We start from the raw sequence: 22,274 nt of genomic DNA on the forward strand, positions 1-22,274 counted from the left end.
TTTCCGATAGATTTGTTAACTGAGAAAACCGGGGTCAGATGAAGGTTTCTTGATTAATCTTCATCTGACCCTAATATCTCTTATACACTTTCGCAACTCCTCGAAGATCTTGGGGAAACCGACGAGATAAATTGCGAATAAGTTCCTAGACCTGAGACAATCGAAAAAAGCGGGAAGAAGCGGACTTGATCGTACTTTCCTTACCATGTTGATAAACTCATCATGTTGATGATGAAGACGGTGATGAAGAATATGGCAGCACAACATCGCGTTGCTCGGCGGTCCCTCCCGACAGGCCCCGTGACAGCGGCGTATGAACGCAAGGTGGATGCGGAGGAGGTGCGACGAGATGACGCGCAAGTCGCTCTGGCGGCAAAACTCGATGCCCTGCACGAGTCTCTTACCTCGCTCCCACCAGTACCCGTGCGCACCGACAGACCGACAGAGAGCAGCTCTACAAGCAGCAGTCCGCTGTTACTGTTACTGACGCGATCCTTGGCATCCGCTCAGTCCTTTCTTCGAAAGAAATTCCATTTGTGGTCTTTTGGTCCACCACCGCGAGGCATGTACATTCATGGACCGGTCGGGGTCGGCAAAAGCTTTCTAATGGATCTCTTTTACGCGTCGGTTAATGTTCCTGATGATTCTTGCTGTAATAATGACAGCCACAGCTTCAAACACGTAAAAATTACCAAACGCCGCGTCCACTTTCATGAATTCATGCTAGACGTCCATCATCGAATCTTTGTCTACAAACAGAAGCACCCACGAGATGATGCGATACCCATCATTGCGCAGCAATTGGCACAGGAAGCCCAACTCCTCTGTTTCGATGAATTTCAAGTAACAGACGTTGCCGATGCCATGATTTTGAAACGACTTTTTTTATTATTATTGGATTGGAATGTCGTGGTGGTGGCCACCTCGAATCGCTCCCCCGATGCCTTGTATAAGGGAGGCATTAACCGATCCCTCTTTTTGCCATTCATAGACATGTTAAAACACAGGTTCGACATTATTTCCATGGAGGATTCCGTCAAGGATTATCGACTCGAAACTCGAGCTGATGGTCAATCCTATTTTTGGTCAAACAAAGATGTTCACGGCGATAATAATAGTGATAACAACATACAGGCGCAGTTGAAAGAAATATTTGATAGCACTGCATCCGGAACTGAGGCCGAGGCCATTCACGTACCTTTCGGTCGCACCGTCCAGGTCGCCCGATTGAATGACCGGTGCGCCTGGTTTGACTTTTCCGAGTTATGCTACCAACCACTCGGCGCGGCTGATTATATTTCCCTCTGCGACCGATTTCAGGTCCTCATCATGGACCGCGTGCCGCAATTAGACGCCAATCTCCATGACGAAGCGCGTCGATTCGTGACCCTCATTGACGTGTGTTATGAATCTCGCACCCGCTTGGTGCTAGCGGCAAAAGTCCCGCTCGATGAATTATTTGTCGAGTTTGAAGCGCAAGTTGAAAGCAGTGATGGAAATGAAGAGTTGTTTGTTAGTGAGAAGGGGGGAAACTCGAGTTCCTTTGCGACGACCATGATTCGCACCAAAGAGGGTGAACAATTTGAGTGGTCGGCGACGGGTCGAAGTGGCGTGTCACTGGCACAATTATCAGCCGCCAATGATCTCGCCTTTTCCTTTCGACGAGCAGCGTCTCGGTTGGTAGAAATGGGTGGAAAGGAATGGGGACGGCAATGACGAAAGCTCTTTACCTTGCAAACCATTGAAACTATGTCAGATTTTTACCTAGGGAACATGCGTATAAGTCCCTAATATGAAATAATCTGCCACAAATGATAACTCATAAAGAACGCATCATGAGCCATCAACTTACTTTTGCAGATAGTGAGTTTTCCAACAAGCGTCGTACAACGCGTAAAGAGATCTTTTTATCACGGATGGACGCTCTGTTGCCTTGGCCTCAACTCCTTGCGGGAAAACCGGGGGCAGATGAAGGTTTCTAGATTAATGTTCATCTGACCCTAATATCTTTTACGTTAGCCACGAGTAGGATATTCCAAGTGTGGGAACAAGCTTTAATCGCAGCCATCATCAGCCTGCCCTTAGCCTTTGCATTACTCGTTTGGCTGCTCAGCCCAGCTGGCTGGCTGGCTAAATAGTTTCCAAATTTCATTAATACCTGCTCTATTAATATTGGCAAGCTGTTTTATGCTGGTCTTAGTGTTAATAGCCGCAACGCTACCTATCATCAGGTTATTACGCGCCCCCATTTTTTCATTATTGCGTTCGCTGTAGTTTAAAAAGCGCTAAGCAGACCAAGCGCATTTATAAAAACAGATTATTAAGCGGCAAGCTGATTTTTTGCTTTTTTACGCGGCAAAACCAAGCTTATCGCTACAATATAGGTGATGAGGCTGGAGCCACTTCCCAAATAAGAGATATTGCTAAGATGGCTGGTGGAGTTCCAGTGGTAGAGGTCGAGTCAATAAGACTGAACGAGACTGAGAAAAAAAGGGAGTAAGTCGTGCAAAAAATCCCAGCGATGCCTAAACGATCTAAAACTATGGCTTGGTTAAAACGCTTGCCTGTGCCATTTCAAATTATACTAATCGCTGTGTTGTTGTATTTAACGTGGCATTTCAGGTACTACACTGATGGCGTCGATAAGGCTGAATTAACAAAGGTAGAGGGGACTCTATACTCGTTTAGGTGTAATTCTAGAATATCTGGCCCAGACGATATTATTTTGTTTACGTCTTTTAAGGAAAAGGAGATTTGGTTCCGAGGTTGGCAAAAGTGCAAGAACTTATCAGAAGCCATTAAGTACTCTGATTCTCCACAACAAGTCGTTTTTTATACGAAAATTACAAAAGGCAGTTTCAGCACTAACACTGATGGTGTTTTAAGGATTTATGCAGTTGATTTGGCAAATCCAAATAAACCGTTAATTCATCCGGTTAGAGGCTTAGGCATTCATTACAATCCTAATCCTTTTAGTCTAGCTTTTTTCTTTATTGCTCTGGCATTAATAGAGTCATTAAGAGAACGTTGGATTGACTACAGAGCTAGTGTATCGACTGAGTCGCGGAAAAAATAACCGCACTGGATTTTTCCATTCACAACTCATTGCAAACCATTAAAAGCCTAACATTGAAGATGATTCAGATAGGGCTTTAATTAAGATAGTTTTTCAGATATACGTCGTCGAACAAGCGTGACATTTGGTTTAAGTATTGCCCGCTGTAAGATATAAAGCAGTCTTTGCTGATGACCCCGTGAAATGTCCGCTTTGCACAAACAAGCTATTTACCGCTCTGGCTTTTATTACCCTTTGAGCGTGCCGACTGATCATCGTTGGCCAAGGTTTTAAGAAAACGGGTGTTTGAGTGCGGCGACGAAGCATGGCGCGAGTTACGTTTTCGCCTTGGACAGCGCATGAGCAGTTGGGCTTTCGAGCGGAAGTGGGGTCGCATTTTCTTTGGATACTTTCTTTTGGCGACGCAAAAGAAAGTATCTCGCCAACGGCGAAAACGTTAAGCTCTGAAAGCTCGGCATCTGATAGCATTCAGCAAAAAAATGCTTCAATTAAAGTCAGAGTCTAAAAACTTTCGTCAATAGAAAAACTGTTAAACCCATATCTTGCACCATATTTATAAATAATTTCTCCTCGAATATGTGTAGCTTTTATTGGTCCAAAGTGCCTCGAATCTATACTTGCAACTGTGTTGTCGCCAAGCACAAAAAATTCATCCGTTCCTAAAGTGAAGTTGTGATTTCTTGACGAGCAAACAAGACCCTCATTAATATGATCACCAATCCAATCATTCGCTAGCGAATAGTGGTAGTTGTTAACATAAACTGAATTATTACAAATATGTATTTTATCCCCGGGTAAACCATATAGACGTTTTGCGAAATCCTGCCCGTCATCAAGCTGAAAATGGATGAAAACACCTCTTCTCACACTCATAAACATTGGTGACACCATCAGATAGTCACCATCATTCACTGTTGGATAACTAGAGAGCCCAGTAGCATAGGTTGTATAATACCCATTAATTCCGCCCACCCTGATTGAATAAAATAGTATCATGAGCGCGGTTATTGAATAGATAACGCCAAGTGACCTTCTTTTTTTAAATACAGCGAAGCTCTGCATAAAAGCTAAAATCATTAACAACACTGCTGATAAAAGCTCATAAAGAAAACCAAAGTAAATAACGTAGCTATGAAGCATGTAGGAGCATATAGTAAAGAAAGTTAAGTTAAAAAAAACAAATTTAAGATTTCTTGTCTCTTTCACTCAGCGTTCCTTTATATTTAAAAACCTTGCCATTGGTACAATAAATTACGATCCAAAAAGCTTCGGGAAAAGCTTCGGAGTCAGATACCGATAGCCTGATCAGCTAATCGCTACAGTACTTGGCGTTTAACGAGACCTCATCAGATGGCTTCCGATGAATCTCACAATCGAATTTAATTTTTCTTGAGTAGCGTTGCGAAAAGTATGTAAAACAATGTGGCGAATACCGCCATCAACGTGGCTTTAATACCTAATGTCATCTCTGGGGAAACCGCATTTAACAAAAAGTATGACGCGGTTATGGCCAGTGCAGTAAGTATGGCGAGTAGATTTTTTTTCACAGTATATTCCCCCTTATTAAGATTCACGTGTTACCACCTAGAAGTTGAAAGTTTAGACTGTAAATTCGTCACCGACTTGAAAAATTTGCACCCTAAGCAACTGCAGGTTAAACACTCAGCTTCAAACAAAACAACGTCTTATACCGCTGTTATCAGCTAGCAAACGCCACTTTATTACGCCCGGCTTTTTTCGCTTTATACAGGGCTTCATCGGCGCGTTTTAGTAATTGCTCGGTACTTTCACCGCTATTGCGCAAGGCGCAACCTAAACTGATGGTGACATGCACGGTTTTGTTTGCGGCGGCACTGCCGCGTTGTTGCTTGCCATCTTTACTGTCTGTTGGCCGCTGTTGCTGACGGATCACCAATGGATACTCTGCCACGGCTTCACGCACTTGCTCTAGCTTTTCAGCCAGCTTTTGTTGATTGTTATGATGAAACACCAAGGTAAATTCTTCGCCGCCATAACGATAAGCCGTTAAACCCGACTGATTAGCCAAAATCGAGCCAAGCAACTTAAGCACCTGATCGCCAACATCATGGCCATACGTATCGTTAAACTTTTTGAAGTGATCAACGTCTAGCATGGTCACCGCGCTGCGTTTACCTAAGCGACTTAAGTGGTTCAGCAGCGCTCGCCGCTGGGGTAATTGGGTCAGTTCATCAATATAAGCTAGGTGCAGCATCTGACTGGTTAAACTGAGCAGCAAACTTAAACCTGCCGCCAAAGTGACCCAACCGGCGACTTGCTCGAACAAGATAAAGGGATAACACAGCATCACTGCTAACCACGCAGCAAACTGCCCCCAACGCTGGCTATTAGCACTATGATAACTGAGCATGCTTAACCAGCCCGTCGCCACTAAGGCCATCCACCAAAGGGTGCCCCAATTAATAGCAACGCTGTCAGAAACCGGCTTTAAAAACGTTTCCGGCAGGGATAACTGCGTCACAATATCAGCAAGCGGTAATACCAGCATGGCGGGCGGTGCAAACAGTATGACAAGCAGCAGGAACACGCCTGATAGCGTGCTAGGTTGTGGTTTAGGTTTTAATTGCAGTAACACAAATAACAGGGTGATCAGCAAGGGCAGAAACATCGTTATTGCTGCAAGTTGCTCACTTGTCAGCGCCATTTCAACCACATAATAATGACTAGCTAACAATACGGCACTGTACAACCAATGCCATTGCCGCATTAGCACCGCCAACCCTGCGGTTAACAGCAACATCGCATACACTAACACAGGAAATAACTGGCTAATCGCGGCAGCCTGTGGCGCAAACTGCCAGTGCACCAGTAACAACATAAAAATGGGTGATAACAAAAATAACGGCATTAACAGTAAACCCAGATCAGGGTGCGAAGCGCACAGCAAAAACTCTTCGGTGCCTTAAATAAGGCCATTGGTTGGGTGAGCCTTAGCCAACCGCTACCCTGCCTGATTTATACAGTTAGTCATAAAAAGCCGCAAGCTTTCCGAAGAATGCTGGCAACATTTTGACACTCATTAAGATTTAGCAAGGTCTAAAGCCGTTATTTGCACTCATTGAGTAACACATGCGCTTAACACGCCCACTGCAATAGCGATAACCCTAACGTAGCTGAACATAATAAAAAAGAGCAGTGCCATTGTGGCAACTGCTCTTTATTCCCAGCCTAACGTGAGGGCTAATTACTGAGGTAGAAACGGATAATCCGTGTAACCCTCTACACCACCGCCATAAAACAAATCAGGCTTAGCCTCATTCAGTGGTGCATCTTGCTGCATGCGCGCCACCAAATCCGGGTTAGCAATGTAAGGCACACCAAAGGCCACCGCATCGGCAATGCCCTCAGCCAAGGCTTTATTTGCAGCCGCCTTATCAAACTTCTCATTGCTAATATAGACACCGCCAAAGAGCTGTTTCAGCTTGGGCCCTAAGCTATCCGCAGCTTGTGCTTCGCGACTACAGATAAAGGCAATACCACGCTTACTTAATTCGCTGGCAACGAAGCCAAAGGTATCGGCACGCTGCGAATCGCCCATATCATGTGCATCTGCGCGCGGTGCTAAATGCATACCCACACGCCCTGCGCCCCACACTTCAATTACGGCATCGGTCACTTCTAACATCAATCGGGCACGGTTCTCTACGCTGCCGCCGTAGTTGTCGGTACGCTTGTTAGTGCTGTCTTGTAAAAACTGGTCAAGTAAATAACCGTTGGCGCCGTGAATTTCTACGCCGTCAAAACCCGCTAACTTCGCGTTTTCAGCACCTTGGCGGTAGGCTGCTACAATATCCGCCAACTCTGCGGTTTCCAGCGCGCGTGGGGTGACATAATCTTTTTTCGGGCGCATTAAGCTAACATGCCCTTTAGCAGCAATGGCGCTTGGCGCTACCGGCAGTTCACCATCTAGGTAATGCGGGTCAGAAATACGCCCCACATGCCATAATTGCAGCATAATTTTGCCGCCGGCCTGGTGCACAGCGGAAGTGATTTTGCGCCAGCCAGCCACTTGCTCTGCTGACCAAATACCAGGCGTATCAGGATAGCCCACGCCCATAGGCATTACTGAGGTTGCCTCGGTTAAAATTAAGCCCGCACTGGCGCGCTGTGTATAGTATTCCACCATTAAATCATTGGGTACGCGTCCGGCACTGGCGCGACAGCGCGTCAACGGTGCCATAATAATGCGGTTTTTTAGCTGTAAATCGCCCACTTGAATAGGATCAAATAAGGTTGGCATAGTGTTGTCCTGTACGTTGAAAAGAGAAATTAAAGCTCGGCGCTAAGTTGCAACATAAATTGCTGCATCAGCGCCTCGTTACGTTTGAAAAAATGCCATTGCCCGACCTTCTGGCTACAGATAATCCCGGCACGCTGCAGCGTAGCGAGATGCGCTGATACCGTACTTTGCGACAAACCGGTTTGCCGCTCAATTTTGCCAGCACACACCCCTAAACTTAGTGGATGTTCTTGATCAGCAAAATACTGCTCTGGGGTTTTTAACCAGATTACTATGTCGCGACGCACCGGATGCGCCAGCGCTTTGATCATGTCGTCCAATTGCTTGGCCGTTAGCGGTGTTGTTGAGGTTGTCGTCATCAGGCATAGGTTTATTTATATATCGCGATAAACCGATATATGTAGATGGCAGCAAGCGATTTCAAGGGGGTAAACACAAAATAATGCCAAGGTGGCAGCACGAAACGGCTTAACGCTTTTTCAATAGCCACCAGCACGATTTAAGGCAAATAAACAAAGCCACATTAGCGTTATTGCATTGTTTATTTTAAGCTGTCTTTTTTGCTTGTTGACCAAACATCGCTAACAAGGATATTTCATGATCGATTTTAATAACAAAAGCGTCTTTAAACTGAAACAAAACAGTGAATTTGCTGAAAAAGTCTCGGCACTGTTGTTAGACAATGAAACCGTTATCGATTCGTATAAATCGATGCGTGACGGCGTGGTATTCACCAATAAAAGAATTATTGCGGTTAATGTGCAAGGTATTACCGGCAGCAAAAAGGACTTTACTTCGCTACCCTACAAAAATATCGTGGCTTACTCAGTAGAAACGTCGGGCACGTTCGATCTCGATTCTGAGCTGGAAATTTATTTATCTGCAGTCGGTAAGGTAAGATTTGAATTTACAGGCAGCACTGCCATTGTTGAGATCTCAAAGCATATCTCGCTAAGCATTCTGTAAAAATACCGGTGTTGCCACCCTAAACCTCGGGCGGATAACCGGCATTTTTGCTCTCGTTATCATTGCTAGTTGTTGAGTCGCTAAAGGCCTTAGCCAAATAGTTGCTGCAATACCCCTGCGGAAATATCTTGCTGGCTGTAAATTCCGGTATCCAGCACCCAACCGGTGACTAAACTGGCTGGCGTGACATCAAACGCGGGGTTAAACACCGGTGCTTCCTCGGGTGCCCACAAGGTTTGACCAAAGGCGCCACTGACCCCGCGTACCTCATCGGCATTTCGTTGTTCAATAGGGATGACACTGCCATCGGCACAGGCTAAATCGACGGTGGTATGCGGTGCCACTACATAGAAGGGGACCTGATGATAGTGCGCTAATACCGCAAGGCTGTAAGTACCTACTTTATTGGCAAAGTCACCATTGGCCGCGATACGATCTGACCCCACAAAAATGCGATCGACCTGACCGCGCGCCATTAACATCGCGGCCATATTGTCGCAAATTAGCTGATACGGAATACCCAATTGCTGGCACTCCCACGCGGTTAAACGACCACCTTGCAATAGTGGCCGCGTTTCATCTACCCACAGCCGAATATTTTTGCCTTGTTGATGCGCTAAATTAATCACACCTAGCGCCGTACCCACGCCTGCGGTAGCTAAACCACCGGTATTACAGTGGGTTAATAACTGTTCATTCGGTTGCACTAAGGCCGCACCGTGCTCTGCCATCAGTTGACACAACGCCACATCTTCCGCAAATAATGCTTCGGCGCACGCGACCGTGGCACTGACAAAATCCGTCTGCTGAATAGCCTCAAGCATGCTATCTAAGTTATTCATTAAATTCACCGCCGTTGGCCGTGCGGCCCGTAATATTTCGGCGTCTTTTTGCAGTTGTGCTTGGCTATCGCCCTGAGTAGCACGATAGGCTAATAATAAACTGGCACCAATGCCGATAGCCGGTGCGCCGCGTAATTGTAAACGCTGGATCAACGTCACCATCTGCGTTACCGTTGTGCAATGCAGCCATTGCTGTTGATGGGGTAATAAGGTTTGATCTAAAACGTATAGCTCTCCCTGATGCGTTTTCAGACTAAGTGCAGACAAGTTTTTCATAGCTTATTCCTATTTGGCGTTGCAGACGTCTATAAGGTTTGCGATTATGCTGCCACGCGTTTTTCTTCTCAAGTAAATAGGTAACCCGATGACTGATTACCGCATTTTCAATAACGACGACGCCATGCGTTTTGCCGACAAGCACAGTGAACTCTTTGGCGATCACAGTAAGCTGTCTGCCGAAGAGTTTGGTGACGGCAATCTCAATTTAGTGTTTCGTGTGTCGAATGATAAAGGGACTTCGCTGATTGTAAAGCAAGCCCTGCCCTATGCTCGCTGTGTGGGCGAAAGTTGGCCTTTAAGCACCGACCGCGCCCGTATTGAAGCGGAAGTATTGCGCGTACATGCGCGTTTTTGCCCTGAGCATACCGTTGAAATCCGCCATTTTGATGCTGAGCTGTCGGCCATTTTGATGGAAGATTTAAAGCAATATACCATCTTGCGCACGGCACTGATTAAAGGCAAACAGTATGAGCATGTTGCAACGCAAATTGGCCATTACTTAGCGCACACCTTATTTTATACCAGTGATTTTGTGCTGACGGGGCCCGCAAAAAAAGCTGCCGTGGCGCAGTTTATTAACCCCGATCTTTGCCAAATTACCGAAGATTTATTTTTTACCGATCCCTACTGCAATCACGAGCGCAATAACATCCATGATTTGATTATCAGCACCGCACGCGAACTATGGCAAGACGAAGCGCTACAAGCGGAAGTCGCCGCACTAAAAGCCGACTTTTTATCTAAGCCACAAGCCTTGTTACACGGCGATTTGCACAGCGGCAGTATCTTTGTCAATGCTGAAAACTGCAAGGTGATCGACGCCGAATTTGGCTTTTATGGCCCTATCGGCTTTGATGTTGGCTCGTTACTGGCTAACTTTTGTTTGAACTATCTTGGTTGCGCTGGGTTACTGGCAGATACCGAGGCGGTCACTGAACACCAAACCTATGTGCGCCAACAATGCCTAACACTGTGGCAAGTATTCGCTGAACAATTTAGCCAGTTAATGAGCCAAGACAGCCAAGATCCGATGCTGCGTAACAGCTTATATCAAAAACAATTTTTGCAGCAGGTTTTTGCTGATGCCATTGGCTATGCTGGCTGTGAGCTGATCCGGCGTACCGTAGGGTTAGCGCATGTGGCCGACTTAGATAAAGTCAGCAGTGAGCAACAGCGCGCCAGCATCGAAAAACAGGCTATCGAGCTTGGCCGCCGTTTTATTATGCAGCGCCAAAGCCTGAACAGTATTGAGCAAGTTTTAGATTTATTGCCGGTATAAGCCTAGGGCTTGTTGACGTTTGCTGTTTAGATTTTGTTCGGGCAGCGTGTGGCTGGCATTTCTACTACGTTATACGAAATATATCCTATATTTCGCCTGCGGCCAGCAAGCTGTTCCCGTTTGTTCCATACAAACGGGTCGCTTGTTTATGTAGAATAACTACACGGCACAAGCTCTGCCTTGTATAAATACCAGCCATTCAGCTGCAAAAACAACCATCAAACATCAACAAGCCCTAAGCCCCCTGCCCAAGCGACACTGAGCGCAGGGGTTATTAAAGCCAAGTTTACATTTAGTTACACTATAGCTACCTACTAAACTGGTTCTTGCACTGCACCTTATGCCAAACTGCCATAATGATTTTGTTGTAAGGTTGCTCCATGATAAGCGCTCAAGCGTTAAGTAAAATTTTTGGTAGCGGTGATACTCAGGTTGCAGCGCTACGAGAGGTCAGTTTAACCATCGCAGAAAATGAATTTGTGGCCATTATGGGCAGTTCGGGTTCAGGCAAATCAACACTGATGAATATTCTGGGTTGTCTCGACACCCCGAGCAGTGGTCAATACCAGCTGGCCGGTGCTGATGTTAGTGCGCTGAATGATGAACAACTCTCGGCCATGCGCAATCAGCATATTGGTTTTATTTTCCAATCATTTCATTTGCTCCCCCGGCTAAGTGCCGCCGAAAACGTGGCGCTGCCCTTACGCTATACCGACACCCCCGCCATTGAAGCGCTACAACGTGCAGAAGCGTTATTAGAACAAGTTGGGTTAGGCCATCGCATGCATCATAAGCCAGCAGAAATGTCAGGTGGCCAGCGCCAGCGGGTCGCGATTGCGCGTGCACTGATCAACAACCCCAAAGTGATTTTTGCCGATGAACCTACCGGCAACCTAGACAGTAAAACCTCAGTAGAAATCATGCAATTACTCACCAGTCTTCACCAGCAAGGCAATACCGTCGTGATGGTAACGCATGAAGATGACATTGCCGCTTATGCCCAGCGGGTTATTAGAATGCGTGACGGCCAAATACTTGAGGACAGCCAATGTTCGGTTTAAGTTTGATCCTGGCCACCACTCTGAGCCAGCAAGTACAAAGTGAATTACCGCTGTTGCTTACCGGCAGTTTAGTGTCTGAATATCGGCAAACCATTGTCGCGCCAATGAGCGACACTTGGCGTATTCAAGTGCAATGGCTAAAACCCGAAGCAGAAGCGGTTAAAGCCGGCGACTTGGTGGCAGTATTTGATGCCGGATCCATACAAGCCAACATTGAACGGCTCAAAAACCAATTAGTCAGCACTCAAGAGCAATTAAAACAACTCGAAAGCCAACAAGCCTTAAAGGTGATGGAAGCAGAGTATGAACTGCAGCGCCGCGAATTATTATTAGAGAAAGCCAACATTGACGCAGCGGTGCCTAAAACCAACCTCAGTTTGTACGACTATGAAAATAACCAGCTATTACAGCAACGTGCTACTACCGAATTGCAAAAAGCCCGGGAAACCCTCGTTACTGCCAAGCAAGAACAACAAACCACGTTATTCAAACAGCAACTGCAAATTGATAAAACAGCGGCAGAGCTCGCTGAAGCAGAGTTAAACCTGACCAAAATGAGCGTGTACGCTGAACGGGACGGCGCCATCAGTTATGGCTTACATCCTTGGTATCGCACCAAATTATTTGGCGGTGTTACCGCACAGCCCGGATGGTCGATTGCTGAAGTGACCGAATTAAATGGCCTTTATGTTGAAGCCTGGGTACATGAAGTGGATGTAGCGCGTTTGCAGCAAGCTAAACACATTAGCGCTCGTTTTGATATTTCCCCTGAGTTGCAATTCCCCGTAACACTGCAACAACTGGCCGGTCAAGGCGAAAAGCGTCAAGCCTGGGGCAATGCCTTGTATTATCGAGCGCAATTTAGCGCGAGCAACCTACCCATATCTCAGCCGTTGCTGGGCATGGGCTTGCTATTAGAGGTACGCTAACATGCCATTTCGACTGCTACTCTCTAGCCTGGTTTGTTTCGGCTTAATTAGCTGCACACCCGCACCAGAAACGAGCAATAATGAGCAACAACGCCAAACGGTACGAGCAACGGGTCAGTTAGCCGCAGCCACTTTTTTTACCATCACCCCTCCCAGTGTCGGCCGCTTATGGCAATACAATATTAAAGAAATGGCGCCAGAAGGCAGTTTGTTGCAACAAGGCATGCCGGTAATTGGCTTTGATAGCCAAAGCGTACAAGACGAGCTGCGTAATAAAAATATTGAACTGCGCAGTGCAGAGCAAGAATTAGCCAACCGTTTAACCGCTGATGAACAACGTTTTGAGGAATTAAAACTGCAATTAGCCGAACGCAAAAACGACCATGATCGTGAACAGCGTAAGGCCGAGATAGTGGATAACTCTCGCTCTGCAAATGATCGCCGAAAATCGCAGATCGACTTCACTATTGCGAAAAGTCAGTATCAATTAGCGCAAAGTCGTTTAGATTTTCATCAACAACAACGCGATGCCGAGCAACAAATTATTTCCTCGAAAATCGCCCGCTTAAGCGCCGAAGTGGAACAACTAAAACGGGAAGTTGCCTCGTTAAAAATTAGCGCGCCTTTTGCCGGCATTATGGTATATGTACCCAATTATAACGGTGAAAAGTCATCGGTTGGCGATACCGTTCAGTTTGGCCAACCCATTGCCGAAGTTAGCCAATTAGAAAGTTTGTATATCAAAACAGAAATTGATGAAGTTGATTTAAAGTACCTTCGTAGCGGCCTTACGGTGCAAATTACCTTGGATGCCTATCCCGAGCGCAACTTTAGTGGTGTGCTGACCGATTTAGGTACTGCGGTGCGCAACAAAACAGCCGAAAATCTTAGCCGAGTCGTTGATGCCAGTATCAAACTCGATGAAACAGATTTGGCTATTATGCGCCCGGGTATGAGTGCGCGCTTACAAATTCGTTTAGCGGCAGGAGGTGAATAATGCGCTTTGCCGTTATGTTAGCCGGAAGTTTGCTGCTGCTCAGTGGTTGTAGTGAAACCGATGAGAACGCAGCCTTATTAACACTGCAATCGAGCACGCTTGAACACCGCATTCAAGCTGAAGGGGAGTTATTTGCCGTTAACGCCATTAGCATTAATGCGCCTCAAAGTACCCGCGGCCCCCGTTTTATTGCCGAGATCACCCCAGAATACAGCAGTGTTTCACCCGGAGATTTGGTGATCCGTTTTGATGCGACACAGTTAGAACGCAGCCGGCGTGATGCCAGTAATGCTTTATCTGGCGTGCTGGCCGATCAAGACTTTAAAGGCACTCAGCAACAAGCGGAACTGTCCACTATTGGCTTAGATCAGCGCCTTGTGCAGCAAGAATTTGCTTTTGCCGACCGTTTTAGTATTGATGATATCCAAATACGCTCACGCCTAGAAATCTTAGACTCGATGCAAAATAAAGAGTTTTTAGGTGAAAAGCAGTCTTACTTAGATTGGCAACAACAAAGTTTTGCCAACCGCTCACAAGGCGAACTCGACTTGCTGCAACTGCAAAAAGGGCAGCAACAAAGCTTACTAACCCAAGCTGAAACGGGCTTAGCTGCACTCGAAATCCGCGCTCAACACAAAGGTATTTTGCTATATGACAGCAATTGGCGCGGTGAAAAACCCGAGGTGGGTCGGATGGTGTTTCCCGGCGAAAAGCTGGGCAGTATTCCAGACTTAAGCTTACAACATGTCAAACTGCTGATTATTGAACAAGAGTCGGTTGGCTTAGCGGTCGATCAACCGGTGTTTTTTCGTTTAACCGCTCGCCCAGAGCAAGTACTTGAGGGCCGCATCCAAAGCGTGGGTCAAGTGGCGCAATCGCGCGAACGTCGCGATCCGCGCCGCTATATTGAAGTTATCGTGGCACCAAGCGCCCAACAAGATTTCTTTTTACCGGGAGCAAAAGTACGCGCTGAGATTTTAGCTAACACCTTGCCGGAGGTGTTAGCGCTACCCTTGCAAGCCATTTTCAGCGATGAAAAAGGCCAATATGTGTGGCAACAACGCGGCGGCAGTTTGCAACGACAAGCCGTGAGCTTAGGTGCTAAAAGCCTAACACACGCCGAAATTATCGAAGGCCTAAGCGCCGGCGATCGTATCAGCTTATTGCCACCGGAGAACTAACATGAAACATAGCGCCATGCTAAAAGATACCTTGGCCGAGTTGGCACAACATAAACTTCGTACCTTTCTAACCTTACTCGGTATGATATTTGGTGTAGGTGCGGTAATTGCGATGCTCAACATTGGTGAAGGCGCCGAACGCGAAGCCTTAAAAACCATTGAAACCATGGGGCTGCGCAACATTATTGTTGAGAGCAAAACCTTTGACGAAAAAACCTTATTAGAGCATCGTAAACATTCTTTAGGGCTGAGCCAAAGCGATCTGCAAGCGGCCGTGACAACGCTACCTAACATCACCGGCTTTAGCGCCGAGCGCCAGCTCGAAACCTATGCCATTATCAGCCACACCGGTAAAAGCGAAGGTTTAGCCGTGGGTGTATTACCCAGTTATATGGCACTTAGTAGCTTGCCATTTGCTAGCGGCCGTAACTTTACCGAGCAAGAAGACCTGTATGCCGCACAAGTGGCCGTGCTCGGCTCACAAATGGCCGCTAATTTGTTTCCTGAAGGCGATGCACTTGGCCGTTATGTTAAAGTCAATCATGTCTGGTTAGAGGTTATCGGCGTGTTAGCCGAGCCCTATAATAGCCAAAACGAATTTCAGGGTATTAAGCTGGGTGGTGAACAAAACCAACTGTTTATGCCGCTACAAACCGCCCGCAGCCGCTTTCGCAGTATTCCTCTAGATGCCGAACTCAGCTCGTTTCGTTTGCAGTTAACCGAAGGCGCCAATAGCGCCGTCGCAGCCCGCGCCCTAAACTATTTATTGCAGCAACGTCATAATGATATTGATGATTTTCGCTTAATCGTACCCGCGGCGTTATTAGCACAGCAGGAGCAAACACAAAAAATATTTAATATTGTGATGTCCTGTGTGGCGGGTATCTCGCTGCTGGTGGGCGGTATAGGTATTATGAATATCATGCTGGCCACGGTGTTAGAACGCACCAAAGAAATTGGTTTGCTGAGAGCCATTGGCGCCACAAAACGCGATATTAAACTGCAGTTTGTTGCCGAAAGCTTCACCATTGCTATTGTTGGCGGCATCGCCGGTATTCTGTTTGGTATTATTCTCTCTGAATTAATTGCTTTTTATTCTGGCTGGGCCGTGTCCTGGTCAATCCCGGCCATCGTGCTAAGCTTTAGTATCTGTGCCCTAATCGGTGTCGCTTTTGGGGTTTATCCTGCCATTAAAGCCTCAGAGTTGGATCCGATCACGGCCTTACAAACAGATTAATACGGAGTCACCATGCACAGTCGCTGTATTTGGCAACAAGGTGACCACAATGCCTTTACCGACTTAATTGCTTGGCAGGGTGCGCTGTGGTGTGTGTTTCGCGAAGCTGCTGACCATGTTTCTGGCGATGGCATGTGCCGTTTATTACGCTCACAAGATCAAGGCGCCAGCTGGCAAGCTGTGGCCTGCATCGTTGATCCGCAGGCCGATTTGCGCGATCCTAAATTTAGCCTACACCCTGATGGCCGGCTGTTAATCAATGGTGTAGCCGCATTACATGATAAAAGTGCCGGCAGTCATCAATCATTTATTTGTGCATCGTCTGACGGTATCAATTGGTCTGCTCCGCAGCCCATCGGCGATATAAACTTTTGGCTCTGGCGCATCAGCTGGCAGCAAGATACCGCCTACGCGCTTGCCTATCACGTTAAAAGACCAACCCTCTCCAGGCTTTACTCTGCTGATGCCACTCTAAAATTTACATCATTACAGGATGTTTATCAGGGCAGCTATGCCAATGAAAACCATCTCCTTTTTTTAGAGACAAACGATGTAATATGTTTGTTACGCCGCGATCCTGAGCCGGGATTGTTAGGCCGCAGCTCAGCACCTTATTCCGATTGGCAGTGGACAACATTAAGCGCCCGCATTGGTGGTCCAACTTGGCTGAAACTGCCCGATCAGCGCGTAGTGGCGTGTGTCAGATTATATGATGATAGGGTGCGTACCGGTCTCTGTGGTATTAACTTACTGAGTGGTGAGCTAACAGAATGGCTAACATTACCTTCAGGTGGTGATTGCAGTTACGCAGGGATGGTATTACAAGATGACAAGCTGTTAATCAGTTATTATTCGTCACACGAGAGCAAAACGGCGATTTATTTTGCTGCAGTGGCGCTCAGTGAGCTGCCGGCTGCTTGAAACCGGCAGCATACTCACCTCTTAGTATTTAACGCTGCAGCCATAAGGCTTAGTCACCGCAGGATCAGGCGTTTGACCGGCTAATACTGCGGTTGCAGCATTAGCGAAATACGGTGTAGCTTTAGCAATATCATCTACTTTGGCAGACGGGATGCTATCAATGCCACCCATATACTGCAGTACACCGGCTTTATCAATTACATACATATGTGGTGTGGTACGCGCATCATAGGCTTTACCCATCACACCACTTTCATCAAATAACACCGCTGTTGGCGCGGCACCACGGCTTGTGGTCAGTTCAGCTGATTTTGCGCCATCAATGTGGCCTTGACTGCCGGGCTTAGAGGAAATCACACTGAGCCACACTACGTCTTGCTCGGTATAGGTTTTTTGCAACTGCTGCATATTGCCGTTGTAGTGTTTTACTACAAACGGACAATCATGATTGGTCCACTCTAATACCACCTCTTTGCCAGCAAAATCTTTTAGGCTGTGTACCTTACCGGTTGAGTCTTTTACCGTAAAGTCAGGTGCTGGCGCACCTACTTGCGGTGCTGCAAACAGGTTAGCCGCAAACAACGTAGCAGCGGCTGCTGCAAGTAATGTCATTTTTTTCATAGGGTTAACTCCTGTAAATGTTCAAATAAATGAAGCGGTGTTATTGACGACTTAACCGCTCTAAGGTTTGCCTGAGCGTATCAGGCGTTAAAATCTGTGGTAACACTTCGGCAGGCTGCCCTGGCCAATACAACACATATAAAGGCACGCCCTCGCGTTGATATTGATGCAAATACGCCGTGATATCGGCATCTTTGAGCGTCCAGTCGCCTTTCAAATAGGTCACATCATATAAGGCTAAGGCGGCTTTACTGCTCTCGGTATTCAGTGCCACCTGTTCATTGACTAAGCAGGTAATACACCAATCGGCTGTCATATTAACCAGTACCGGTTTATTGGCGGCTTTAAGTTCAGCTAAACGTTGCGGGCTCCATGCTGACCAATGTTGCTGTGCTGCATCAGCGGTATTGGTTGAGGTATTAGGTGCAGGAAAACTCACCACATACAAAGCTAACACCACCAACAACACAGCAAATATCGGCTCTGCCAGACTCTGCCGACGCATTTGCCAACGGCCCCATAACCAACAGGCTGCGGCAATGGCCACCGCACCACACAGCAAAATGGCTAAGGCATCAATACCGACTTGTCGGCCAAAGACCCAAGCCAGCCAAACAGCGCTTAAATACAGTGGATAGGCTAATAATTGCTTTAAGGTCTCCATCCAGGCGCCAGGCTTAGGTAAGGCTTTTGCCAAGCGAGGCATATAGGCAAGTAACAAGAAAGGCAGCGCCATGCCTAAGCCCAAGGCAACGAAAACCAACAAGGCTAACAACGGAGGTTGCGTCACGGCATAACCTAACGCGCCGCCCATAAAGGGTGCGGTACAAGGGCTGGCAACAATCACTGCCAGAACGCCGGTAAAAAACGAGCCTTTACCGCCTTTTTGCTGGGTTAAGCCGCTGCCGGTATTCATCAAGCCCAAGCCAAACTGCACCAAACCCGACAAACTTAAGCCCAAGGCAAATAACAGATAGGCCAGTGCCGCCACGAGCCAAGGGCTTTGTAATTGAAAGCCCCAACCAACCGCACTGCCGGCACTGCGCAGGGCTAATAACACTAATGCTAAAGCGACGAAACTGAGCACTACCCCCAAACTGTAAAACAGGGCATCTGAGCGCTGTTGTTGCTGCGATCCGGTATTACCCGCAATACTCAAGGCTTTTAACGATAATACCGGGAACACGCACGGCATGAGATTCAAAATAAAACCGCCTGCTGCGGCCATTAATAACACCAACCACAGCGTTGGCACTGTTTTCGTGGCAGGGCTGCTACTTGCAGCACCATCACTGGCCACTTGCAATTGCACACTGTACCCCTGCCCGGAAGCGCTCACTAACACCACTTCAAATTGCTCTGGCGCACCGGTAAAGTAAGTGTTCAGCGGCTGGCGTAAAATCCACTCCCCTTCACTGACTAATAATTGCTGCGGCGCGGCGTGATCGACAACTTCAGTGGCGCGCACGAAGAAATGTTGAAAATCGATATCAGGCAAGCCACTGATCGCGGCTGACAAGCTGCCTCCGGCAATATCATATTGACCGCTGACCGCAAGTACATTGGGCTGACTCACTTTACCTAGGTTGATCAGGTCAACGGCGGTTTCTGACACGATAGCTTGTGCAGCCACCGCCAAGGTCAGTTCAAAACTGGCTGAGGTGGGAATACAAATCTCTTCACAAACCAGCCAATCAACATTTGCCGCAATATTTAGCTCAGTAGCGGCGTAATCTGCCGGTACGGTTAATTCGCTCAGCAACACGGTGGGGCCGCCGAAACCGTAATTCATTAAAGGGGGAATAGAGAATTGCTGAGGTGTGGGCCATTGAATGGGGCCAGTCGTCACCCCTGCGGGTAGCTGCCAATCAATACTGGTGGGTAAGCCTGAGTCACCTGGATTAATCCAGTAGGTGTGCCAGTGTTCGTCAGGGATAAAATGTAAGGCGAGTTGCAGTGTTTGCCCAGGCTTTACCGTTTGGTATTCACTTACTAACTCTGCACGTAAATGCTGTGCAGGTTGCCAACCGGTGGTATGTGCAAATAACCCTGGGCTAACACCCAAAAGCACAAGGCACCACAAAACCGTTAAAAAACGCATCGTCTTATCCCTTAACCATTTACGCTGTTTACGTTGTTACAACACCGGCGATCACTTTACTAGTGTTCCTGTTGAAAAATTCGGCTAAATGCAGCAAAAAACACGATAAGCTGGTATATTAAGGCCGCTTTTAACCATGCCACTGTGGTCACTCCAGCACGGCATCGTTATAGGCACATACACTCATATAATGACGATTCGCTCACAACTTAAAAGGTGCAATGTTAATGACCCCATTCAGCAAATCTGCCCTAGTCGCTGCGATGCACGCAGCACTGTTCGGTGCAACACTGGGTTTTTCTCCTGCTCTGCTGGCGCAGGAAAGTGACAAAAACTTAGAAACTGAAGAAAAACAACTGGAAACCATCACTATTACCGCACAGCGTCGCAGCCAAAGCATTCAAGAAGTGCCAATCTCTGTGGCCACACTGTCTGGTGAAAAGTTCGACAGTATTTTCTCATCGGGTGATGACATTACCGCTTTAGCGATTAAAGTACCCGGCCTTTATGCCGAAAGTTCAAACGGCCGTGCCGCACCACGTTTTTATATTCGTGGTTTAGGTAACACCGATTTCGATCTCGCTGCATCACAACCTGTGTCTATCGTCATGGATGATGTTGTCATGGAAAACGTGATCTTAAAAAGCTTCCCGTTGTTCGACGTCGAACAAGTAGAAGTGATACGTGGCCCACAAGGCACGCTGTTTGGTCGTAACACCACCGCCGGTATCATTAAATTTGATACCGTTAAGCCACGCCAAGAATTCGATGCCTATGTAAAAACGACGGCTGGCACCTTAGGCAGCGCACACTTTGAAGGTGCTGTGGGTGGCGGTTTAACTGATTCACTCTCTGCTCGTTTGTCATTGTTATCACAACATCGCAGTAACTGGATCGACAATAGCTTTACTGGCCAAAATGATGTGATGGGCGGCTATGATGAGCGCGCGGCACGTCTACAATTCTTATTTGAATCAGATGCATTTGATGCCTTGTTAAATGTGCATAATCGTAACTACGACGGCACATCAACCATGTTCCGCAAAAACATCCTGACTCAAGGCAGCAACGAGCTAAACAACAATTACGATCGTGATGTTGTCGCTTATGATGGCCCAGGTAATAACCGTCAAAACTATGATGCTTGGGGTACCTCGCTGAAAGTTGACGTGAAATTAGAAGAAATGACCCTTACCTCTATCACCGCATTAGAAAAAGCCAGTGGCGGCGGTATTGGTGACATCGACGGTGGTAATGTGAATGAAGCGGGTGATGCTGCAGTAGCCGATGCCGTTACTGAAGATCAACTGAATGGTCTGCGTCAATTTACCCAAGAATTCCGTTTAGCCAGTGATACCAGTAATGCGCTGAGCTGGCAGGTCGGTACTTACTATTTTGACTCATCTTTTGCGGTGAATACCGTTGATGGTTTCTTTGGTGCCACCGAAGTATTTCACGGCAATACTAGCTGGGCGTTATTTGGTCAAGCAACTTATCAACTCACCGAAAAGCTAACCGTAACGGGCGGCTTACGTTATACCGATGATGAAAAAACCTTCTCGGTTGGCCAACAAAACGTTGATGGTTTTGCGGTAGTACTTGGTATCGCGTCTGAGCAACAATATGATCCGATCAAAGTAAAAGACGATCAATTAGGCTGGGAATTAAGCGCTAACTATCGCTTAACCGATACGACTAGCTTATTTACCCGCGCCGCCGAAGGTTTCCGTGCGCAAACTATCCAAGGTCGTGATGTGGCATTTGAAGCGCCGCCGTCAGTCGCCGGTGCTGAAACCATTACCTCATTTGAAGTGGGTACTAAGTCTGATTTACTCGACAACACCTTACGCTTAAATGCTGCGCTGTTTTATTACGTCATTGATGATATTCAATTATCAGCTATTGGTGGTGAAACCCAAGGTAACCAGCTAATCAATGCTGACAAAGGCACAGGCTACGGCTTTGAAGTAGATTTTGACTATCGGGTATTAAAAAACCTGATGTTAGGTGGTGGTTTTAGCTATAACAAAACCGAGCTAAAAGACGACAACCTGACTATTGCACCTTGTGGCTCTGGGCAGTGTACGGTGTTAGATCCGGTGGTAAATGGTTTAGCGTTAATTAACGGCAACCCGTTCCCACAAGCTCCAGAAACCATTTTAACCTTGAATGCACGCTACGATTATCCGTTAGAAAGCGGTGAAATCTATGTGTATGCCGATTACCAAGTGCAAGGCGACACCAATTTGTTCTTGTATGAATCAGCAGAATTCAACAGCAAAAACAATAATGAAGCTGGCTTACGCGTGGCCTACGTTAACTACAAAAACAGTTATGAAGTCGGTGTGTTTGGCCGCAATATCACTGATCAGGACAACCTGAAAGGTGCCATTGACTTCAGTAACCTGACTGGTTTTGTTAACGAACCACGGGTATTTGGTATCGACTTCCGGATGAACTTCTACTAAGTCATACCCGCTCATGAAAAAGGCAGCTTTGGCTGCC

19 protein-coding genes and 1 pseudogene are annotated in these 22,274 nt (G+C 46.9%); 13 read left to right on the plus strand and 7 right to left on the minus strand.

Translation table 11 applies throughout. The features are described 5' to 3' along the window. Positions 1-252: 252 nt before the first annotated feature. The 4 genes and pseudogenes from zapE (at position 253) to ORJ01_RS14355 (ending at position 3,581) form a co-directional block, all read left to right on the plus strand. Positions 253-1,716, plus strand: a complete 1,464-nt coding sequence (gene zapE / locus ORJ01_RS14340) for a cell division protein ZapE (RefSeq protein WP_306178611.1) — start codon at positions 253-255, stop codon at positions 1,714-1,716. Positions 1,717-1,835: 119 nt separating this feature from the next. Next, positions 1,836-1,949 (plus strand): annotated as a pseudogene (locus tag ORJ01_RS14345) (IS5/IS1182 family transposase); the annotation flags it as partial. Between the two features lie 554 nt (positions 1,950-2,503). Continuing rightward, entirely contained in the window at positions 2,504-3,076 is a 573-nt protein-coding gene (locus ORJ01_RS14350; protein WP_226751387.1) for a hypothetical protein, read from the plus strand. 304 nt (positions 3,077-3,380) lie between these two features. Further along, entirely contained in the window at positions 3,381-3,581 is a 201-nt protein-coding gene (locus tag ORJ01_RS14355) for a hypothetical protein (protein ID WP_306178612.1), read from the plus strand. Here the strand turns inward: ORJ01_RS14355 and lepB are convergent. The 4 genes from lepB to ORJ01_RS14375 all read right to left on the minus strand — a co-directional run bounded on the left by lepB (position 3,578) and on the right by ORJ01_RS14375 (position 7,714). Then, positions 3,578-4,282, minus strand: coding sequence for a signal peptidase I (lepB, locus tag ORJ01_RS14360; RefSeq protein WP_306178613.1), 705 nt, complete (start codon positions 4,280-4,282; stop codon positions 3,578-3,580). The genes ORJ01_RS14355 and lepB overlap by 4 nt on opposite strands. Before the next feature lie 493 nt (positions 4,283-4,775). Next, on the minus strand, positions 4,776-5,963 hold the full coding sequence (locus tag ORJ01_RS14365; protein WP_306178614.1) for a GGDEF domain-containing protein: 1,188 nt from the start codon (positions 5,961-5,963) through the stop codon (positions 4,776-4,778). Positions 5,964-6,299: 336 nt separating this feature from the next. Continuing rightward, positions 6,300-7,355: an alkene reductase gene (locus tag ORJ01_RS14370; protein WP_306178615.1), complete on the minus strand. Its 1,056-nt coding sequence runs from the start codon at positions 7,353-7,355 to the stop codon at positions 6,300-6,302. Positions 7,356-7,384: 29 nt separating this feature from the next. Next, entirely contained in the window at positions 7,385-7,714 is a 330-nt protein-coding gene (locus ORJ01_RS14375; RefSeq protein ID WP_306178616.1) for a helix-turn-helix transcriptional regulator, read from the minus strand. Positions 7,715-7,952: 238 nt separating this feature from the next. Between ORJ01_RS14375 and ORJ01_RS14380 the strand changes: the two genes are divergently transcribed. After that, positions 7,953-8,321, plus strand: a complete 369-nt coding sequence (locus ORJ01_RS14380; RefSeq protein WP_306178617.1) for a PH domain-containing protein — start codon at positions 7,953-7,955, stop codon at positions 8,319-8,321. Between the two features lie 89 nt (positions 8,322-8,410). Here the strand turns inward: ORJ01_RS14380 and mtnA are convergent, their stop codons facing one another. Beyond that, positions 8,411-9,439 (minus strand): S-methyl-5-thioribose-1-phosphate isomerase, encoded by a 1,029-nt coding sequence (gene mtnA, locus ORJ01_RS14385; RefSeq protein ID WP_306178618.1) that lies wholly within the window; start codon positions 9,437-9,439, stop codon positions 8,411-8,413. Positions 9,440-9,527: 88 nt separating this feature from the next. On the opposite strand from mtnA, the gene mtnK reads away from it, so the two are divergent. The 7 genes from mtnK to ORJ01_RS14420 all read left to right on the plus strand — a co-directional run bounded on the left by mtnK (position 9,528) and on the right by ORJ01_RS14420 (position 17,047). Beyond that, a complete protein-coding gene (gene mtnK / locus ORJ01_RS14390; protein WP_306178619.1) occupies positions 9,528-10,721 on the plus strand; it encodes an S-methyl-5-thioribose kinase in 1,194 nt (397 codons plus the stop codon). 380 nt (positions 10,722-11,101) lie between these two features. After that, positions 11,102-11,782 carry an ABC transporter ATP-binding protein gene (locus tag ORJ01_RS14395; RefSeq protein WP_306178620.1) on the plus strand — a complete coding sequence of 227 codons (681 nt, stop codon included), beginning with the start codon at positions 11,102-11,104 and terminating at the stop codon, positions 11,780-11,782. After that, positions 11,770-12,711, plus strand: coding sequence for a multidrug transporter (locus tag ORJ01_RS14400; RefSeq protein WP_226751396.1), 942 nt, complete (start codon positions 11,770-11,772; stop codon positions 12,709-12,711). Before ORJ01_RS14395 ends, ORJ01_RS14400 begins: the two co-directional genes overlap by 13 nt. A gap of 1 nt (position 12,712) precedes the next feature. Beyond that, positions 12,713-13,708, plus strand: coding sequence for an HlyD family secretion protein (locus ORJ01_RS14405; protein ID WP_306178622.1), 996 nt, complete (start codon positions 12,713-12,715; stop codon positions 13,706-13,708). Further along, a complete protein-coding gene (locus ORJ01_RS14410) occupies positions 13,708-14,889 on the plus strand; it encodes an efflux RND transporter periplasmic adaptor subunit (RefSeq protein WP_226751398.1) in 1,182 nt (393 codons plus the stop codon). Before ORJ01_RS14405 ends, ORJ01_RS14410 begins: the two co-directional genes overlap by 1 nt. Position 14,890: 1 nt before the next feature. Next, positions 14,891-16,126, plus strand: a complete 1,236-nt coding sequence (locus ORJ01_RS14415) for an ABC transporter permease (protein WP_306178623.1) — start codon at positions 14,891-14,893, stop codon at positions 16,124-16,126. A 12-nt stretch (positions 16,127-16,138) separates the two neighbouring features. Further along, positions 16,139-17,047, plus strand: a complete 909-nt coding sequence (locus ORJ01_RS14420) for a sialidase family protein (RefSeq protein ID WP_306178624.1) — start codon at positions 16,139-16,141, stop codon at positions 17,045-17,047. A 21-nt stretch (positions 17,048-17,068) separates the two neighbouring features. Here ORJ01_RS14420 and ORJ01_RS14425 read toward each other — a convergent pair whose 3' ends face one another. Both ORJ01_RS14425 and ORJ01_RS14430 read right to left on the minus strand, forming a co-directional pair. Beyond that, positions 17,069-17,668, minus strand: a complete 600-nt coding sequence (locus ORJ01_RS14425) for a redoxin domain-containing protein (protein WP_229586094.1) — start codon at positions 17,666-17,668, stop codon at positions 17,069-17,071. 40 nt (positions 17,669-17,708) lie between these two features. After that, positions 17,709-19,769: a protein-disulfide reductase DsbD gene (locus ORJ01_RS14430; RefSeq protein ID WP_306178626.1), complete on the minus strand. Its 2,061-nt coding sequence runs from the start codon at positions 19,767-19,769 to the stop codon at positions 17,709-17,711. A 227-nt stretch (positions 19,770-19,996) separates the two neighbouring features. Here ORJ01_RS14430 and ORJ01_RS14435 point away from each other — a divergent pair, with 227 nt between their 5' ends. Further along, entirely contained in the window at positions 19,997-22,237 is a 2,241-nt protein-coding gene (locus ORJ01_RS14435; protein WP_306178627.1) for a TonB-dependent receptor, read from the plus strand. Positions 22,238-22,274 lie beyond the last annotated feature (37 nt).

This window comes from Alishewanella sp. SMS8 (assembly GCF_030737935.1).
Classification (GTDB): Bacteria; Pseudomonadota; Gammaproteobacteria; order Enterobacterales; family Alteromonadaceae; genus Alishewanella; species Alishewanella maricola.

Coding starts and splice junctions, on each gene's coding strand:
- zapE (WP_306178611.1), top strand. CDS start 253: ATGGCAGCACAACATCGCGTTGCTCGGCGGTCCCTCCCGACAGGCCCC.
- ORJ01_RS14355 (WP_306178612.1), top strand. CDS start 3,381: ATGGCGCGAGTTACGTTTTCGCCTTGGACAGCGCATGAGCAGTTGGGC.
- ORJ01_RS14365 (WP_306178614.1), bottom strand. CDS start 5,963: ATGCCGTTATTTTTGTTATCACCCATTTTTATGTTGTTACTGGTGCAC.
- ORJ01_RS14370 (WP_306178615.1), bottom strand. CDS start 7,355: ATGCCAACCTTATTTGATCCTATTCAAGTGGGCGATTTACAGCTAAAA.
- ORJ01_RS14375 (WP_306178616.1), bottom strand. CDS start 7,714: ATGACGACAACCTCAACAACACCGCTAACGGCCAAGCAATTGGACGAC.
- ORJ01_RS14380 (WP_306178617.1), top strand. CDS start 7,953: ATGATCGATTTTAATAACAAAAGCGTCTTTAAACTGAAACAAAACAGT.
- mtnA (WP_306178618.1), bottom strand. CDS start 9,439: ATGAAAAACTTGTCTGCACTTAGTCTGAAAACGCATCAGGGAGAGCTA.
- mtnK (WP_306178619.1), top strand. CDS start 9,528: ATGACTGATTACCGCATTTTCAATAACGACGACGCCATGCGTTTTGCC.
- ORJ01_RS14395 (WP_306178620.1), top strand. CDS start 11,102: ATGATAAGCGCTCAAGCGTTAAGTAAAATTTTTGGTAGCGGTGATACT.
- ORJ01_RS14400 (WP_226751396.1), top strand. CDS start 11,770: ATGTTCGGTTTAAGTTTGATCCTGGCCACCACTCTGAGCCAGCAAGTA.
- ORJ01_RS14405 (WP_306178622.1), top strand. CDS start 12,713: ATGCCATTTCGACTGCTACTCTCTAGCCTGGTTTGTTTCGGCTTAATT.
- ORJ01_RS14410 (WP_226751398.1), top strand. CDS start 13,708: ATGCGCTTTGCCGTTATGTTAGCCGGAAGTTTGCTGCTGCTCAGTGGT.
- ORJ01_RS14415 (WP_306178623.1), top strand. CDS start 14,891: ATGAAACATAGCGCCATGCTAAAAGATACCTTGGCCGAGTTGGCACAA.
- ORJ01_RS14420 (WP_306178624.1), top strand. CDS start 16,139: ATGCACAGTCGCTGTATTTGGCAACAAGGTGACCACAATGCCTTTACC.
- ORJ01_RS14425 (WP_229586094.1), bottom strand. CDS start 17,668: ATGAAAAAAATGACATTACTTGCAGCAGCCGCTGCTACGTTGTTTGCG.
- ORJ01_RS14430 (WP_306178626.1), bottom strand. CDS start 19,769: ATGCGTTTTTTAACGGTTTTGTGGTGCCTTGTGCTTTTGGGTGTTAGC.
- ORJ01_RS14435 (WP_306178627.1), top strand. CDS start 19,997: ATGACCCCATTCAGCAAATCTGCCCTAGTCGCTGCGATGCACGCAGCA.